The organism is Aestuariibaculum sediminum (genome assembly GCF_014596945.1).
Classification (GTDB): Bacteria; Bacteroidota; Bacteroidia; order Flavobacteriales; family Flavobacteriaceae; genus Aestuariibaculum; species Aestuariibaculum sediminum.
Genome location: NZ_JACVXB010000002.1, coordinates 87147 through 104105 on the forward strand (window position 1 = coordinate 87147; position 16959 = coordinate 104105).

At 36.9% G+C, this 16959-nt stretch carries 7 protein-coding genes; 4 read left to right on the plus strand and 3 right to left on the minus strand.

Annotation, left to right across the window (positions count from 1 at the left end):
- Positions 1-8 precede the first annotated feature (8 nt).
- The 4 genes from ICJ83_RS16915 to ICJ83_RS05375 are packed head-to-tail and all read left to right on the plus strand — an operon-like array spanning position 9 to position 8946.
- A complete protein-coding gene (locus tag ICJ83_RS16915; protein WP_223154605.1) occupies positions 9-1856 on the plus strand; it encodes an NPCBM/NEW2 domain-containing protein in 1848 nt (615 codons plus the stop codon).
- A 3-nt stretch (positions 1857-1859) separates the two neighbouring features.
- Positions 1860-2870: a glycoside hydrolase family 43 protein gene (locus tag ICJ83_RS05365; RefSeq protein WP_188229349.1), complete on the plus strand. Its 1011-nt coding sequence runs from the start codon at positions 1860-1862 to the stop codon at positions 2868-2870.
- A gap of 39 nt (positions 2871-2909) precedes the next feature.
- Positions 2910-4928, plus strand: coding sequence for a DUF2264 domain-containing protein (locus tag ICJ83_RS05370; protein ID WP_188229350.1), 2019 nt, complete (start codon positions 2910-2912; stop codon positions 4926-4928).
- On the plus strand, positions 4888-8946 hold the full coding sequence (locus ICJ83_RS05375) for an FG-GAP-like repeat-containing protein (RefSeq protein ID WP_223154606.1): 4059 nt from the start codon (positions 4888-4890) through the stop codon (positions 8944-8946). The genes ICJ83_RS05370 and ICJ83_RS05375 overlap by 41 nt, the downstream gene beginning before the upstream one ends.
- Before the next feature lie 357 nt (positions 8947-9303).
- On the opposite strand, the gene ICJ83_RS05380 is transcribed toward ICJ83_RS05375, so the two are convergent.
- From ICJ83_RS05380 to ICJ83_RS05390, 3 genes are read right to left on the minus strand one after another with little or no spacing between them, the layout of a single operon-like run.
- Entirely contained in the window at positions 9304-11109 is a 1806-nt protein-coding gene (locus tag ICJ83_RS05380; protein ID WP_188229352.1) for a prolyl oligopeptidase family serine peptidase, read from the minus strand.
- Positions 11090-14059, minus strand: coding sequence for a glycoside hydrolase family 2 protein (locus ICJ83_RS05385; RefSeq protein ID WP_188229353.1), 2970 nt, complete (start codon positions 14057-14059; stop codon positions 11090-11092). Before ICJ83_RS05385 ends, ICJ83_RS05380 begins: the two co-directional genes overlap by 20 nt.
- Positions 14049-16958: a glycosyl hydrolase 115 family protein gene (locus tag ICJ83_RS05390; protein ID WP_188229354.1), complete on the minus strand. Its 2910-nt coding sequence runs from the start codon at positions 16956-16958 to the stop codon at positions 14049-14051. The genes ICJ83_RS05385 and ICJ83_RS05390 overlap by 11 nt, the downstream gene beginning before the upstream one ends.
- Position 16959: the final 1 nt, after the last annotated feature.

The window sequence follows — 16959 nt, forward strand, 5'->3', positions numbered from 1 at the left end:
AACGATACATGAAATTAATTCACATTATAAAACTCGTAGTAATAACAGCAATTTTTGTAGGATGTGATGAAGTAAAAAAGAAACCATCAAAACCAGGTGAATTTAAAAATTGGGCAAAATCCCCGCCTAAGGGCTGGAACAGTTGGGATTGTTTTGGGCCTTCGGTGATTGAAAGTGAAGTTAAAGCCAATGCCGATTATATGGCAAAACATCTTAGAGATTTTGGTTGGGAATATGTGGTTGTCGATATTCGTTGGTACATCGATAATCAAACTACGGGGCATTATAATGCCTACGATAAATCAGATTTTATTATTGATGAATTCGGAAGATATATACCCTCTCCAAAGCGTTTTCCGTCGTCGGTGAATGGAGCAGGATTTAAACCTTTGGCAGATTATGTGCATAGTTTAGGATTGAAATTCGGAATTCACATCATGCGAGGCGTTCCAAAGGAAGCGGTTTTTAACAAAATGCCTATTAAAGGAACCGATATTACTGCAGATCAAATTTATTCAACCGAATATGAGTGTACATGGTTAAAAGACAATTACACCATTGTAAATGATAAACCTGGAGCTCAGGAATATTATAATTCCATTCTCGATTTATATGCCGAATGGGGTGTCGATTTTATTAAAGTAGATAATCTTTCTCGTCCGTATCATACCGATGAAATTGAAATGCTTCGTAAGGCTATCGATCAAACGGGGCGTCCCATTGTATTTAGTATGTCACCAGGAGCTACACCAATCAAAGACCACGCGCATGCCACGGCGAACGCGAATATGTGGCGTACCATTGATGATTTTTGGGATAATTGGGCACAACTTAATTATTCATTCGAAAAATGTGCCGAATGGGCACCTTATATATCTCAAGGAGCTTGGCCAGATGCCGATATGTTACCCTTGGGAAAATTTATTAGAGGAGAACGCGCTACCAACCGATACACGAAATTTACCAAGGATGAACAATACACCTTAATGACGCTTTGGACCATGTTTAAATCACCTTTAATGTTCGGTGGAAACCTGCCAGATAACAATGATTTCACCAACAGTTTGTTAACCAATAAAGAAGTTTTAGAGGTTCACAGTAAGTCGATAAACAATAAGCAATGGTTTAATGAAAAGGATTTAATTGCATGGGTAGCCGACGACCCTGACAGTGACGATAAGTTTGTTGCGCTGTTCAATAGTGCTGGAGATGGTTTTGTTTCAACTAAAAATATAGTATATCGCAGCGGCACAGTGTCCCATTTAACAGATGGTTTCGGAAAAGAAATAAATGTTGAATTACCTGAAGGAAGTAAAGAAATATATTTAATTGTGAACGATGGCGGTGATGGTATTTCCTGGGATCATGCCAACTGGATAAACCCAATCATTCATTTAGAAAATGGCAAAATAATAAACCTTACCGATGTAGCATGGGAATCGGCATCAGCAGGTTGGGGCACAATCGGAATTAATAAAAGTATTTCTGGTGGTGCGTTAAATATAAAAGGAACGGCTTATAATAATGGTATCGGCACCCATTCACAATCCATTATAAAATACAAGTTACCAGAAAACAGTAAGCGTTTTACAGCGTTTGGCGGATTGGATATTGTGGGTACTAACGATAAAGCGGGTTCAACGGTAGAATTTATGATTTCTACAGAAGACCCAATACCAAAAAATGAAGCACCAACAGCCATTCCTGTAGATTTAGAGGCTTTAGGTTTTACAGGTGAATGTACGATTCGTGATTTATGGAGTCACAAAGATTTAGGAACATTTTCAAAAGCTGAATTTTCACCAACTATTAATTTTCACGGCGCAGGATTATACCGAATTTCAAAAGATAAATAATGTATGAAGTTCCGAAAAGTAACATTAAACATACCAAGTTTTACCATTGCGGTTGTTTTTGTCATGGCTTTTAGCTGTTGTGCGCAACGCGAGGTTAGGCATAGAGTACCCCTAAATGAAATCCGCTTGAGTGATCCCGCTATACTTACCGATAAAGAAACGCAAACTTATTACATGACAGGAACAGGAGGCTTACTTTGGAAAAGCAAAGATTTAAAATTATGGGAAGGGCCATATCATGTAGCTAAAACCGACCCCAATTCGTGGATGGGACCAAACCCGATGATTTGGGCTGCCGAGCTTCATCATTATAAAAACAAATACTATTATTTCGCAACTTTCACCAATAGAGATGTAAAAATCGATACCGTCGCAGGAAATATTATAGAACGTCGGGCAAGTCATATTTTGGTTTCTAATAAGGCTGAGGGTCCTTATATTCCTATGGAAGATGAAACCTATTTGCCAGCCGATAAACCCACGTTAGATGGTACGTTTTGGGTAGATACCAACGGAAAACCATACATGGTGTATTGTTATGAATGGTTGCAAAATGGTAATGGTACTATGGAAAAAATTGAATTAAAACCCGATTTAAGTGGTTCTATTGGGGAAAGTGAATTGTTGTTTAAAGCTAGCGATTCACCTTGGAGTAGAGAAAAGGATGAAAACGGAAATGACAAACCTAATAAAGTTACAGACGGTCCCTATTTATTTAAAACTGAAACCAATCGCATAGGTATGATCTGGACAAGCTGGATTTACGATGTTTATACACAGGGTGTTGCTTATTCTGAAAGCGGCACTTTATCTGGTCCTTGGATTCATGAGAGTGACCCGATTACACCGCCAAATTTCGGTCATGGAATGCTATTTAAAACTTTCGAAGGAATAACAATAATGTCCGTCCATAGCCATAAAAAAGTGAATGGCAGAACGATTAGAATTCCGCATTTTTATGAAGTGGATTGGATAGGTGATAAATTGAAAGTTGTTAAACCTTATAAACCTTAAAATAAATTAATAACCATAAAAATTTATTTGTAAAAGAATATGAAATTGAAGTCAATTACAGTTGGAGTGCTACTTGTATTATTAACACATTTAAGCATGTTTTCACAAGGTACTACCGATGTTTTTAAAATTAACAATCCTGATTATAAATTAAGTCCGTATACAGGTATGACGAAGCAGCACTGGAAAGATGCCGCTTTATATTTACTTGAAGGTGCCTTTAGTTATATACAAGGTTTAGACGACCCCATGAAATTTCCAAAGCAACCAGGCAAAAGTTATCCGCACGATGAACGCCGCGTACCAACCGAAAAGTTGGAGGGCTTATGCCGAACTTTGTTTGTCGCAGCGCCGCTTTTAAGAAATAATCCGGGTTTGGCTATAAATAACATAAAAGTTGCAGAGTATTACCGCCATCAAATTGCGAATCTCACAGATCCCGAAAGCGAATCTTATATTGTACCCCGACCAAAAAATGGTGGGCCAAGTCAGAATTTAGTAGAATTTGGTGCCTTGGCATTGTCTATGCTTATCAGTCCAGATGTGCTATGGGAACCTTTGTCGCAACAAAAAAAGGATGAGTTAGCTAAAACAATGTTAAGCTATGGCGATGGCCCTACAGTAGATTCTAACTGGAAATTCTTCAACATTTTTGTTTTAAGTTTTTTTAAGGAACAAGGTTATACAGTTAATGAAGATTTATTGGTAGAATATCTGGAAAAATCTTTAACCCATTACCGAGGGCAAGGTTGGTATAACGATAGTCCAGCGTACGATTATTACAGTATGTGGGCGTTCCAGATGTATGGTATGATTTGGTCTGAATATTTTGGGAAACAATACTACCCTGAAATAGCTAATAAATTCATTTCAAACTTTAAAGATTTAAAATATAATTACCCGTATTTGTTTAGCGAAAACGGAGAAATGATTATGTACGGACGTAGCATTAGTTACCGTATTGGATCCATTATCCCTTTTCCGCTAATGGGTTTTGAGGAACATGATTCTGAAATAAATTTCGGTTGGATGCGTCGCATTTCATCTGGCGTAATCAAACAATTTTTTACGCATCCTGATTTCATGAAAGATAATGTGCCAACCCTTGGATTTTATGGTGCCTTTGAACCAGCGGTTCAGGTTTACAGCTGTCGCGGAAGTGTTTATTGGATGGGGAAAGCCTTTTTAGGATTGTTAGTCCCAGATGATAATCCGTTTTGGACAGCCACTGAAAATAATGGCGCTTGGGATGAGACCTTCAAAAAAGATGAAGTTTACAATAATTTTCAGAAAGCTTCAGAAATTCTAATCACTGATTATCCAAATATCGGGGCTTCAGAAATACGTGCCTGGTGTCATGAAAAGGTTAAAGATGACTGGCAGAAATTCCGTTCTACCGAAAATTATAATCGATTGTCTTACAATAGCGCTTTTCCTTGGCAGGCCGATGGCCCTAATGGTGAAGTCGCTATGAATTATGTTGTTAGAAACAGTAATAGCCAATGGGAGGCTTTCCGATTATATGATTTTAAAAAATTTGAAGACGGAGTTTACTATCGGGATGTCGAATTGGAAACTGATGAAAACGTAAAATTCAGTCTAGCCGATATACCGCTTGCCAATGGTATTTTAAGAGTAGACAGAAATGACAGTGATAAACCGATTACTTTTCGGTTGGGACACTATGCTTTACCTCAATTAGATCAGGAGATTAAAGTCACTAAAAAGAAAATTGGAAGTATTGAAGCTACAATAATGGACAATGGGAAGTACCAGTTAGCCATGGTTCCTATAATGGGGTGGGATAATGTAGAAGTACTGGCTTCGGAAGGCTTACACCCAGAAAGTGAGCATAGTAAAGTGATAAACGTGTTAAAAAAGGTTAGTGTTCAAGATACACTTAATTCGGAAATTTATATTACCTTGATGCTTTGGAAAAAAACCGGTGAAAACTGGACCAAAAACCAGCTAACACCAATTAAAAATATCAAGCTTTTAGAAAATGGAGATGTTAACATTGAAATTAAAGGTTCTGGATACAAAACAATTAAATTTTAATTATCAATTTTATTTAGCGCTTTGTTGTTTTTTATATCCTTTATCAAACATAACCTACGCACAATCATTTGAGCATGTAGAGAATTATGTTGGTTTCGAAAATGTTCGCGATAATAATGGAGCAGCTTTAGCAGATTACGATGCCGATGGCGATTTAGACATATTTATTGTAGCTAAAGCTCAGGATATCATTAATGATGAAACAACGTATAGTAAGCTGTTCCGAAATAATAACGATGGAACGTTTACTGATGTGACCCAAAATTCAGGTTTGTTAAACCTGTTTCCTACGGGAGAAACAGGAGAAGTATCAATTGCACTTACCGGCTATAAGTTTGGAGCTTTTTGGGGAGATTATGATAACGATGGTTTCCCTGATATTTTCATGACACATACCAATAAGATGCAATTATTTCATAATGAAACCAATGGTACATTTAAAGAGGTTACAACCGAAGCCGGATTTAAAAAATATAACGATTGCATCAATACAGGAGCAACTTGGTTCGATTATAATAAAGACGGATTTTTAGATATATTTATCGCCGATTGGGATAGTGATTGTGAAGGAAACAGACTTTATAAAAATAATGGTAATGGAACGTTTACAGATGTAAGTAGTATTATTCAAGGTGTAACCAGTAAGCATTCTTATCAAAGTATTCCTTTTGATTTTAACGGTGATGGTTGGCTAGATTTGTACGTTGCTAACGATTTTAATCCAGGACCAAATGATCTTTTAATAAATGATAATGGTAACGGTTTTACCGAACAAGCCGCACAATATGGTTTAGATACCTCCAGAGGAGATATGGGTGTTACTATAGGAGACTATAACAACGATGGCGAATATGATTTATATATAACTACTATTGGAGATAATGCACTCATGCGAAAAACATCAAATGGTACGTATGAAGATTTGGCGAGAACTTATAACATTTATAACGGTGGCTGGGCCTGGGATGTGTCATTTTCAGACTTTGATTTAGATCGAGACGAAGACTTGTTTATTCTTAATGGTTTTGATTATCCAAATTCTGGTGACTGGCATAATGTCTATTTTGAAAATATGTTAGAAACAGGAACTGAAGCATTTATAAATAGTTCCGCCAAAACAAAACTTGAAGATGAAGCCATCAGCGTTACCGAAGCCGTTTTCGATTACGACAACGATGGCGATTTAGATATTTTTGTGACCAATAATGATGGGGCTTCATTTTTCTATGAAAACACACTTCTCGATGTCAATCAATCGTCCGAGAATTTGCATTGGTTTAAAGTTAAATTAGAAGGTACGACTTCCAATCGCGATGCAATTGGAACAACTTTAAGTATTAAAACATCTAGTGGATATATACACCGCTATTACACAGGTAAAGGTTTTTTATCACAGCATTTAAAGCCCGTTCATTTTGGTTTGGGAGCGGATACAGAGATTTTAGAACTTAAAATTAACTGGCCTTCCGGTCTTGAAGAGACCCACACCAACATTGCTGCCGATAACACCATACTGGCTAAGGAAGGGCAAGGGTATCAGATTTTAGATATTGCTCCCAGTATAAAAGCCTATGGGTGCACCGATCCTAATTCCTGTAATTACAATCCCAACGCAACGATAAGTACTGGTCTTTGTAGTTATTTGGAAACTAATAATATTACAGGGACAGTTAAAGCCCATAAAAACAGTATAGAGTCTTACAGTTATCCTTCAAGTGAAAATTTAAATCTGAACTGGCAGGTAATTGGCGGATATATATTAGAAGAACAAAGCAGCGGCAGTATTATTGTAAAGTGGGGTAGAGTAAGTACAGGAAAGGTAATTTTAACCGTATCAAATAGCCGCTGCGTGAGCGAGCCAGTAGAAATTTCGGTTACCCTCTTAAATGAAGAAGTAAATTTCAACGACCAATCCGTAGCACGACTGTGGAATGAGACCTTATTATCGTTAATTCGTAAAGATTATGCGCGACCAACAGTACATGCCAGAAATCTGTTTCATACCAGTGTAGCCTTATACGATGCCTGGGCAGTGTATGATGATCACGCATCGCCTTATTTACTCGGAAATACAGTTCATGGTTTTACTAGTGACTTTGAAGGCTTTCAAACAACCGAAAACCTTATTGAGGCCAGAAAGAAAAGCATTAGTTATGCGGCTTACAGATTATTAAGTGAACGTTTTGCCCATGCGCCTAATCCTGGTTTATCACAAAGTATTTTAGATGAAACTATGGCAAGTCTGGGATACGATATGACGATTACAGACACCGATTATAGTACTGGTAGTTCAATAGCCTTGGGGAATTATATAGCCAAAGAAATTATAGCCTACGGACTTCAGGACGGTTCTAACGAAACAAATTTATATGCAAACAAATATTATGAGCCAGTTAACGAACCTTTGAGCTTATCGTTTCCAAGCGGTATTGAAAACATAAACCCAGATAGATGGCAACCTTTAAGCTTTAATAATTTTATCGATCAGAGTGGTAATGTTATAGGTGGTGTAACCCCCGGATTTTTAAGTCCGGAGTGGGGCAATGTTCAGCCATTTTCACTAGAAGAAACAGAAAAAACCACCTATAGTAGAGATGGTCATAAGTATCAGGTGTATTATGACCCAGGAGCCCCACCGCTTAGTACTTCCGAAGATTATAAATGGTGTTTTTCATTAGTATCCAAATGGAGTTCCCATTTGGATCCCCATGATGGTGTGCTGTGGGATGTGTCACCAAAATCTTTAGGAAATATCAGCCCAGATCATTATCCAAAGCAGTATTCAGATTATAAAGATTTTTATAAAGAACTGGAAGGCGGAGATATAAGTGTTGGCCGCTCAAGAAACCCAGTGACGCAGTTGCCTTATCAGGAGCAAATAGTACCCAGAGGCGATTACACAAGAGTATTGGCAGAATTTTGGGCCGATGGACCAGATTCGGAAACCCCACCAGGTCATTGGTTTACCATTTTGAACTACGTGAACGACCATGAATTGTTTGTAAAACAGTTTGAAGGAGAAGGTAATGTGCTATCAGATTTAGAATGGGATGTAAAGGCATACTTTCTCATGGGGGGTGCTATGCACGATGCGGCTATAGCAGCATGGGGTGTAAAGGGCTGGTATGATTATATTCGACCTATTTCGGCGATTCGTTATATGTGCGAGATCGGACAATGTACCGATACGTCTCAGCCAAATTATAACCCCGACGGGATCCATCTTCAGGATGGATTAATAGAGTTGGTAAAGGCAGGCGACCCTTTGGCAGGAGAAAACAATGAACATGTAGGGAAGATAAAATTATATGCCTGGAAAGGTCATGATTTTATAAATGATCCAGCTATTGATGAAGCGGGCGTAGGTTGGATTCTTGCAGAGACTTGGTGGCCCTACCAACGCCCAACATTTGTAACGCCTCCTTTTGCAGGGTTTGTATCGGGACATTCAACCTATTCTAGAGCAGCGGCCGAGGTGATGACTTTATTAACAGGCGATGCTTATTTTCCAGGAGGTATGGGTGAGTTTTTGGCAAAGAAGAACGAGTTTCTGGTCTTCGAGGAAGGACCATCGGTAGATGTTACTTTGCAATGGGCAACTTACAGAGATGCTTCGGATCAGTGTAGTTTATCCAGAATCTGGGGAGGTATTCATCCGCCAGTCGATGATATACCAGGACGGATAATGGGTATAGAAATCGGTCAGCAGGCCTTTAGCTATGGTAAGCAATATTTTAATATTAAGGAGCCATTAGTAGAAAATCCAACGGACGGGGAGTTAATGGTATACCCAAACCCAATCACCACATCTTCGAACAGGATATTGGTATCGCAAACACAGGCAAGCGATGTGTTCGAGTTATTTGATATTAATGGTAGGTTCTTGCAAAACCCGAGTAAAAGCTACAATGAAGACACTAAAGTATCCGAATTGAAGTTTAGTAAATCCTTATCAACTGGAGTTTACGTTTTAAAAATCAATAGCATATCAAAACGAATTGTGGTGATAAATAAATGATAAAACACCTTGTTTGAATTGGGGCAACTAACTCGATACAATTGAAAATTTACATTTACAATTAATTTTTACAGTGGTTTAATTTTAAGTAATACATACCATTAGTTATTCAAAATCACCCTATTTATATTCGCTAGTGATTACATAGGTAATACCAGTTTTCCAAAGTCGTTTACCGTTGCTACAGGGTACATTTCAGGTAATGTTTCCAATGCTTGTTTTGGACTCTACGGTTATATTTTTCAGATGATATTTATCAATTTTAATTAAGTCCTATAGGATTTAATGAATTCGTTGTAAACTCTTAATGCTTTAACATCACCCAGCGCATACCTGCTTATAACATTGTGGTTTGGGTTATTGTTCTTTTAATTTTTCAAATTCTTTTTGAGAGATTGTAAAAATAGTACCGTGTCTTGTACCTTTCGGAAATTCAATTTTATCTGATATATCTTTCCAGCTTTTTAAGTCTGATGACTGAACTGCACCATATTTATGGTCGGTGTATTTATCGAAATACACCATCCATTTTCCGTTTACTTTAATAGCTGTAGGTCCTTCAGCCCAATAGTTTCCCGTAATGGGTTCGCTGGCTTCGGAATAAGGCCCTTCTAAATTATTGCTAAAAGCCACTTTTAGATTTTTTTGGACTGGTTTTTTTGTTTCATCTTTTAAAAACATCACATAGTTATCTTTATTAACTTTCTGAATAGTAGCGTCTATAACGTTAAAACCAGGTTCGTAAAACAGTTTCGTAGGTGTAAATGTTTCAAAGTCTTTAGTTTTGGTATAATACATTCTGTGGTTGTACCCTTTATCTTCATTAGTTTGTGTTTCTGGGAATTTACCAATAACGGTACTTGCCCAGTAAATAATGTATTCACCTGTTTTCTCGTTAAAGGTAATTTCAGGAGCCCATGTGTTTCTTGTACCTTTTTCGTGTTCCATAACAGGAATAAATTGTTGTTCAGACCAATGAATTAAATCTTTTGAAGAAGCATATCCTATACCTTTATCGGTCCAGCTAACCGTCCAAACCATATGGTAACGCCCATCGCCACCTTTAATAATACAAGGATCTCGCATTAATTTATCTTTACCAACTTCAGGGGTTAAAAAAGATTTGTCGTTTTTTAAAGCAATCCATTTGAATCCATCGATACTGTAAGCCAAGTGTAAACCATCTTCACCGTTACCTTTAAAATAAGAAAACATATAAATAGGTTTTTCAGAAATAATGTTGTTTGCTCGAAGCCAATTTTCGCAAGCTTCAGGCCATTGTGTATGCGTTCCACTTCGTCCAAGCCCAAAGCCATGACCACCATCTTCATAAATATGCATTTCCGCAGGTACCTTATTTGCTTTTAGAGCCATGTAGTAATTAATGCTATTTTCAACAGGCACCGCATGGTCGTCGGTGGAATGAATTAAAATTGTAGGCGGTGTATTTTCATTAACTTGCTTTTCGTTGGAATATTTTTCAATTAATGCCTCCGTAGGGTTTTTTCCTAAAAGATTTACTTTAGATCCGTTGTGCGTAATGCCATTTTCCATAGAAATAACAGGATAGATTAACATGGAAAAATCTGGACGGGCACTTATGTTTTCAGTATTATAAACATCGTCATTATAATGTGTAGAGGCTGTAGAAGCTAAATGTCCACCAGCAGAAAACCCTATAATGCCTATTTTTTCAGGATCAAGATGCCAATCTTTGGCATGACGTCTTAAAGTGCGAATGGCTTCTTGAGCATCTTGAAGTGGCCCAATGGTTTTATTTTCCATTATAGCATCACTTGGCAACCGATATTTTAAAACAAACGCCGAAATTCCTAAACTGTTTAACCATTCGGCAATTTGATCCCCTTCTTTAATATGCGATAAAACGGCATAACCACCACCAGGACAAACCACAACAGCCGGGTTATTATCACTACTATTTTTAACTAAAAAAGGTTTTAGTGTTGGAGTTTTTACTTGGCGAATAGCGTTCGGATTTCCTTTGGAATCTAATCTGAACTCTTCATTGTAATTTTCATTTTTGACGGCTCCTGGTATGTTGTCCCAAAGTGGAATTTCATCGTGCTGAGCAAAGCTATTTAGAGTTGCTGTAATCAATAGTAACGTGAGTAAATGATTAATTTTAGTCATTAATTTTTTCATAAAATTCAATTTCAACTATTCGTAAGTCACCTTTTCTATTAGCGGCTTCTTTATCTTTATATAAATCCAGTTCTTTATTCGGGTCTACTTCAACTATTTCATTAAAGGCATCGTTTTCGGTATTTACTCCTATAAGTTCTATAGTTATTTGCTTGGCTAAAACAGGCTTTAATGGTAGGGTTATATACCCTAAGCTTTGTTCTGTTTTACCTTCGAAAACAAGTTTGTTATCGGCTAATATACGAATTGGATAACTTTTAGAACGCCATCCTGTAAACTTGGCCACACATGCATTAACTATGGAAGGTTTGGCTAGGGTATATGTTATTTTTCCTGTGCTTATTTTACCGTCGTTACGCCACTCAGTTAGTTCATTATCGTCATAACTATAGTACACTTGTTCTGAATTCGATTCGGCTTCGGCATGCCTAATGAATATGGGATGTCTTTTAATAGTATATGAGGGTGTTTCGGGGGTAGGTCCACGCTCTAAGTAGGATTTTAAATAGGCATTAGGAAGTAATTCTGAAAGCCCGTTAAATGTTTCAACTGAAATGGTTTCTAAAGTTATTTTTGCAGATTTTATTCCGTTAGAAGTAGCCTCAACTTTAATTTTGTCGGGTTTAAAACCTGATCGAATCATCACTCGGTTTACGCCATTTTCAACAGGAAGCTTTTTTGAAAGAATATAATTATCTGGACCTTGGGCAATACCACCTAACCAAATAGCATCACCAGTTATTTTAAAGTTTATTAAGCTGTTATCTATGGGACTACGTTGCCCGTTTTTATCAACAACTTCAACATTAACTAAAGCCACATCGGCAGCATTGGCTTTGAAACCCGAGGGATTTGTTAAAGCCGTTAGTTTAATGGCATGAGGTTGTCCTGCTGTTGCTTTTTCATCTGAACTAATAATTTTATTATTTGCATTATAACCTATTGCTTTTATGCTGCCTTTGTGAAATTTTATATTATCAAATGTAAATAGAAAGGCCTTGCTTCGTTTTCCAAATCCTTTAGATTTTCCTTTAATAAAAAGTTCTACTTTTTTGGCTGATGACACCACGTAAATTGGTTTTGTAATGGTGTCATTATAATTCCAATGCCCTAAAATATGCGTTCGAGGGTTTTCAATATCTACCCAACCATCCCACATTACCTGATGAGCGAAATAACCATCTTTAGGAATACGCATGGGATCTACTTCGCCGCTAGTTCTATAATTCGATTCACCACGATGATGTGTATTGGTATCTGAAAATACAATATTTACCCCTCCAGAGCTTATACGATGCCCTGTACCTGGACGTTCGCGATAATAATCGTACCAGCGGGTTACGTTTTCAATGGTGTGCGCATCTTGGTTATGGTTATAATCGTTGGCGGGTTTGCCTCTATATAAAGGGCCGACGCCTTCTTTATGGTATGGCGGACTATATTCATCCCAGTATTTTCGTAGGCCTTCGTCTCTGGAGTATTCGGTAGCCCAAAGCGGTTTGCCAGCACTTTTGTTTATATATAGCATTTCGCCACCGTATTCGGCTTCTCGGCTATCGAGCATTTCGCGAGAGCCTATGGCGCGACCTCCAAAAGGATCGAAGGTGTTACGCAGACTTTTCATTTCGTGCATATGGGCTTCACTTATCACTTCGTTACCACATTCATAAAAAATAATACTTGGGTTGTTTCTATTGTAAATTATGGCATCTCGCATGAGGTTTACCCGTTGTTTCCAATGGTCGCCTTGCGAATCTTTTTCGGCGTCGCCGGCAGGCATGGCTTGCATAAGTCCCACACGATCGCAGGATTCTATATCTTGTTTCCAAGGGGTAACGTGCATCCAGCGCACTAAATTACCGTTGCCTTCAACAATCATGCGGTTGCTAAAATCGCTTAGCCATGCGGGAACAGACATACCTATGGCAGGCCATTCGTTACTAGTGCGTTGCGCATAACCTTTAATTTGAATGACGCGGTCGTTTAAAACAACTTCTCCGTTTTTAAACGCCGTTTTTCTAAATCCGGTTTTGGTAATCACTTCATCGTTAAGTTTTCCGTTTATTTTTAAATAACTTTTTACCGTGTATAAATAACCATAACCCCAACTCCAGAAATTTAAATCGTTTAGAATGTTGTGAGTTTTTAAAGTTTTGGTTTCATTGGGTTTTATAGTGCATACTTCCGAAGAAAAATGGGCTACTTTTTCATTTTCAATATTAAAAATTTCAACATACAATTCGGCTTGTTTTTCGGTTTCAAATTCGTTTTTAATTTGAGATTCTACGTAAATATTAGCCGATTTATTTTTAATGTCGATGTCTTTTGCATACACATATACTCCTGTGGTTTTCAGGTTGGAGTAGAGTGGAAGTGTTTGAAATAATTTATCTGAAATATGCAGATATACATTTTTAGGAATGCCACCGTAATTGGCATTAAAATTTATGTTATTCCATCGATAAGTAGCATTGGTTGCCGTTTCGCGATAATGCCAATCGTTATCGATGTGTAATGCAATTACATTATTATTCGGATAAGGTTTTACGTAGTCTGAAATATCAAACCCGAAAGCCATTACACCATTTTCATGCATACCCACCTTTTGTCCGTTCACGTAAATCGTGCCACCCTGGCGAATGCCTTCAAATTCAATAAAAACCTTTTTATCTTTTGCGTTTTTAGGGAGTTTAAACTGTTTTCTGTACCAAACAATACCGGTGGTTAAATCTTCAATATCTTTTAAAAAAGCCTCCCGTTGATTGTAAGCATAAGGTAATGTAACCTGTTTCCAGTTTTTGTCGTTATAATTTATTTGAAAAGCCTGCTCGAAATCACCTGTTTTCAATTTCCAATCGGAATTAAAATTATATTTCGTTCTTTGAAATTCTTGCGAAAATAAAGAAGAACAACAGCCTAATATAAGTGAAAATATGAGTTTAATTTTCATGGGAATAAATTTTAGTTTCAGCAGGTAAACTGTAAGGTTCCAGTTGGGATTTGGTATTCAAAATGAAGTAATCTAATACAACTCCAGCATCAATCATATAGATTTTCAAGGTTTGTTTCCCTGTTTTATCGATAGCTATTTGCATTTGTTTTTTTGCTGTATTACTTAAAACGTTTTGTTTCCAGGTGCTGCTTCTACCTTCGGTTTTAAAATCTATAATTTTTATCGGGGAGTCGTTCCATTGTACGCCAATACGCACTTGTCCGCTGGTGGTTAGTGGGTGCGTTGGGAGTGCTACGATGTTTAAATGCGCTTCAGGATTTATAGTTTCGGCATAAATATCGTATTCTAAAACAGGTGTATTTTTAAATTCTGAAAATGATTCAGAAGCTACAGGTGAAGCTTGTAATGGGTGTTGCGAATGCCCTAAACCGTTTAAAATTTGCCAAAATGCTTTATTTTTTTCTTCGTTTTTACTAAAACTATGGGCATACCAAACTGCTAATCCGTTTTTTTCGATGATGCTGTTTTTAGGTAAATTTGAATAGTTTTCTGAAATTTGAATTTCAATGTCTTCTTTGAAATCACCTGATTCTAAAGTGATGATTTCTGAAAGTGGTTTACGAGACTGATTCCATAATTTCCAATCGATTGAAACATAAATGCGTGTTTCAGGAGTGTTTTTAGGATTTAAAATGCCGTTGGTTTTTGAAAAATTCAACCATTTGGGAAGATTTGTAAGTTTCCAGGAAGTTTCATTTTCCGATTTCAGAAATACATCAATAAAATATGACTTAAAATCGTTTTCATAAAATGTTGGCAGTTTGCTAATACCTTGAATATTCCTTAAAGTATCTTCAACAGCAATTCCTAAAATATCTTTTGAACTATTTTCAGAAAGTGTAATTTCAGGATTTTGATATACTGGTAAATTTCTAGGTTTCATGTGCATGATACCCTGCCATTTTCCGTTAGAAAGCGCATTATATTTTTCTGTTAAAGTGATAATATTTTGATAAGCCAAATTTGAAGAGTCTTTATGTTTTTTGGCACTTATTCTGTTTTGTTTGGCGTAGGTTAAAGCCAAATCGCGATACAGAAACTTTTTGTTCATATTCGAGGCGGCTTCAACAGGGTATGCTACCAATTGAAAAAAAGAGCTTTTTAAATTTTTGGGTAAATTTTGAGCTATTTTCTGGGTTTTATTTTCAATAGTTTTATACGCTGAAATTCGTTTGGAAATTTCATCGCCATATCCAAGCGAATTATAAGCTGTTTGATAAATGGGAGTTGTTGGCTCAGTTTGACTCCAACCCATAAATTCGGGTTTACGTTCGAATGCTAATTGGTAATATTTTGCTTTTATGTTAGCAATCGTTTTTCCGTATTTTTCACCAAAAATATCAGTAAAAAAGTCCTCTTGATGTTTATTTACGGCTTCAATGGTTTCAAATTTTGAAGCATTGTAAGCCATATCTAAAAATAGTTGCGTGTTATATTCGGCAGGTTTAATATCGCCAACATTTAAAATCCAGATAGTTTTGTTATTCAATGTATAAGCTTTTATCATTTCTTCCCAAACTAAACATGGGCTTGTGGTGCTTAGCCACAAATAATCGTGCGGACGCCCCCAATAGGAGGCATGATAATAAACACCGCCACCACCAGAGCGTTTTTGCTCTTCAGGGTTACTTAAAGATCGAATATAGCCGTAATTATCGTCGGTCCAAACCAACGTAATATCATCAGGAACTTCGAGTCCGTTTTTATATAAATCTAAAACTTCTTTATAAACTGTGAAGGCTTGTGGTATTTTAGTTGGGTCTTCGTTAATGTAGGTTTTTAGCAATTGTCTTTGGTCTTTTAAAATACCGTCTAACAAAGCGACAGCCTCATCTTTGCTTTTAACGCCTTCCATACCACTATCGTGAACACCACGCATACCCATGGTATAGATGGCATCGATGTTTTTAGCTTCTTTAACACGATTTTCCCAATAATTGAAAACAGCATTTTTATTGGTTTTATAATTGAAATCGCCGAGTGTCTTTTTATCCCATTCGTCAACATTATTTCTTAACATAGGTTCGGCATGCGAAGAGCCAATAACAATATTGTACATTTCGGCCATTTTAGCATTTCCTGGATAATGAAAAAAAGCTTTAGTGCTCGGGTGCATGGCGGGCCAAATGGTGTTGGCGTTGAGTCTTAGTAATAATTCGAAAATCTTGGCGTATGTTTTGGGACCAATATCGCCCGTTTCGGGTTCTAAAGTTTTAGACGCCCAAGGTTGTAAGCCCCAATCTTCGTCGTTTAAAAAAATGCCCCTGAATTTTACCGATGGAGCCTTGCTTATAGAATCGGATTGGTCAAGTATTAATTCTTTACGAGATTTTACAGGCACATCGGCCCACCAATACCATGGGTTTACACCAATTTCTTTTGAAATATTAAAAACCCCATAAGCGGTTCCTCTGGGGGTTGTTCCTGCAATAATAAATGCCTTTTTTATGCTTTTGCTGGGTTTAGCAATGGTTTTATATAGATAGCTTTCCCATTGATTTTTAAAATCTGAAGGTATTTCAGAAGACTTAATAAATGCATTTATAAGTTTAGAATTAATATTCCCGATAATGATTACGTTTCCTTTTGCCTGTTTCAGGTTTGTAATAATTTCAGGTTTGTAGTTGGTAACTTTAAAAATATCTTCTGCTAATAAATGAGCCGAAATAGAATCTAATGGAGTTCCCTCTTTGTCGTAAACAATAGTACTCTTATGTTTGGCGGTATAAACTTCAAAAGTTATTAATGAGTTTATTCTATCAGAAATAGAAAAACCTTTTGTTAGAATTAACAGGCAAAAGCATATTGTTAAAATTGTTCGGAGACAAAAATTCATT

Coding starts and splice junctions, on each gene's coding strand:
- ICJ83_RS05370 (WP_188229350.1), top strand. CDS start 2,910: ATGAAATTGAAGTCAATTACAGTTGGAGTGCTACTTGTATTATTAACA.
- ICJ83_RS05390 (WP_188229354.1), bottom strand. CDS start 16,958: ATGAATTTTTGTCTCCGAACAATTTTAACAATATGCTTTTGCCTGTTA.
- ICJ83_RS05365 (WP_188229349.1), top strand. CDS start 1,860: ATGAAGTTCCGAAAAGTAACATTAAACATACCAAGTTTTACCATTGCG.
- ICJ83_RS16915 (WP_223154605.1), top strand. CDS start 9: ATGAAATTAATTCACATTATAAAACTCGTAGTAATAACAGCAATTTTT.
- ICJ83_RS05380 (WP_188229352.1), bottom strand. CDS start 11,109: ATGAAAAAATTAATGACTAAAATTAATCATTTACTCACGTTACTATTG.
- ICJ83_RS05385 (WP_188229353.1), bottom strand. CDS start 14,059: ATGAAAATTAAACTCATATTTTCACTTATATTAGGCTGTTGTTCTTCT.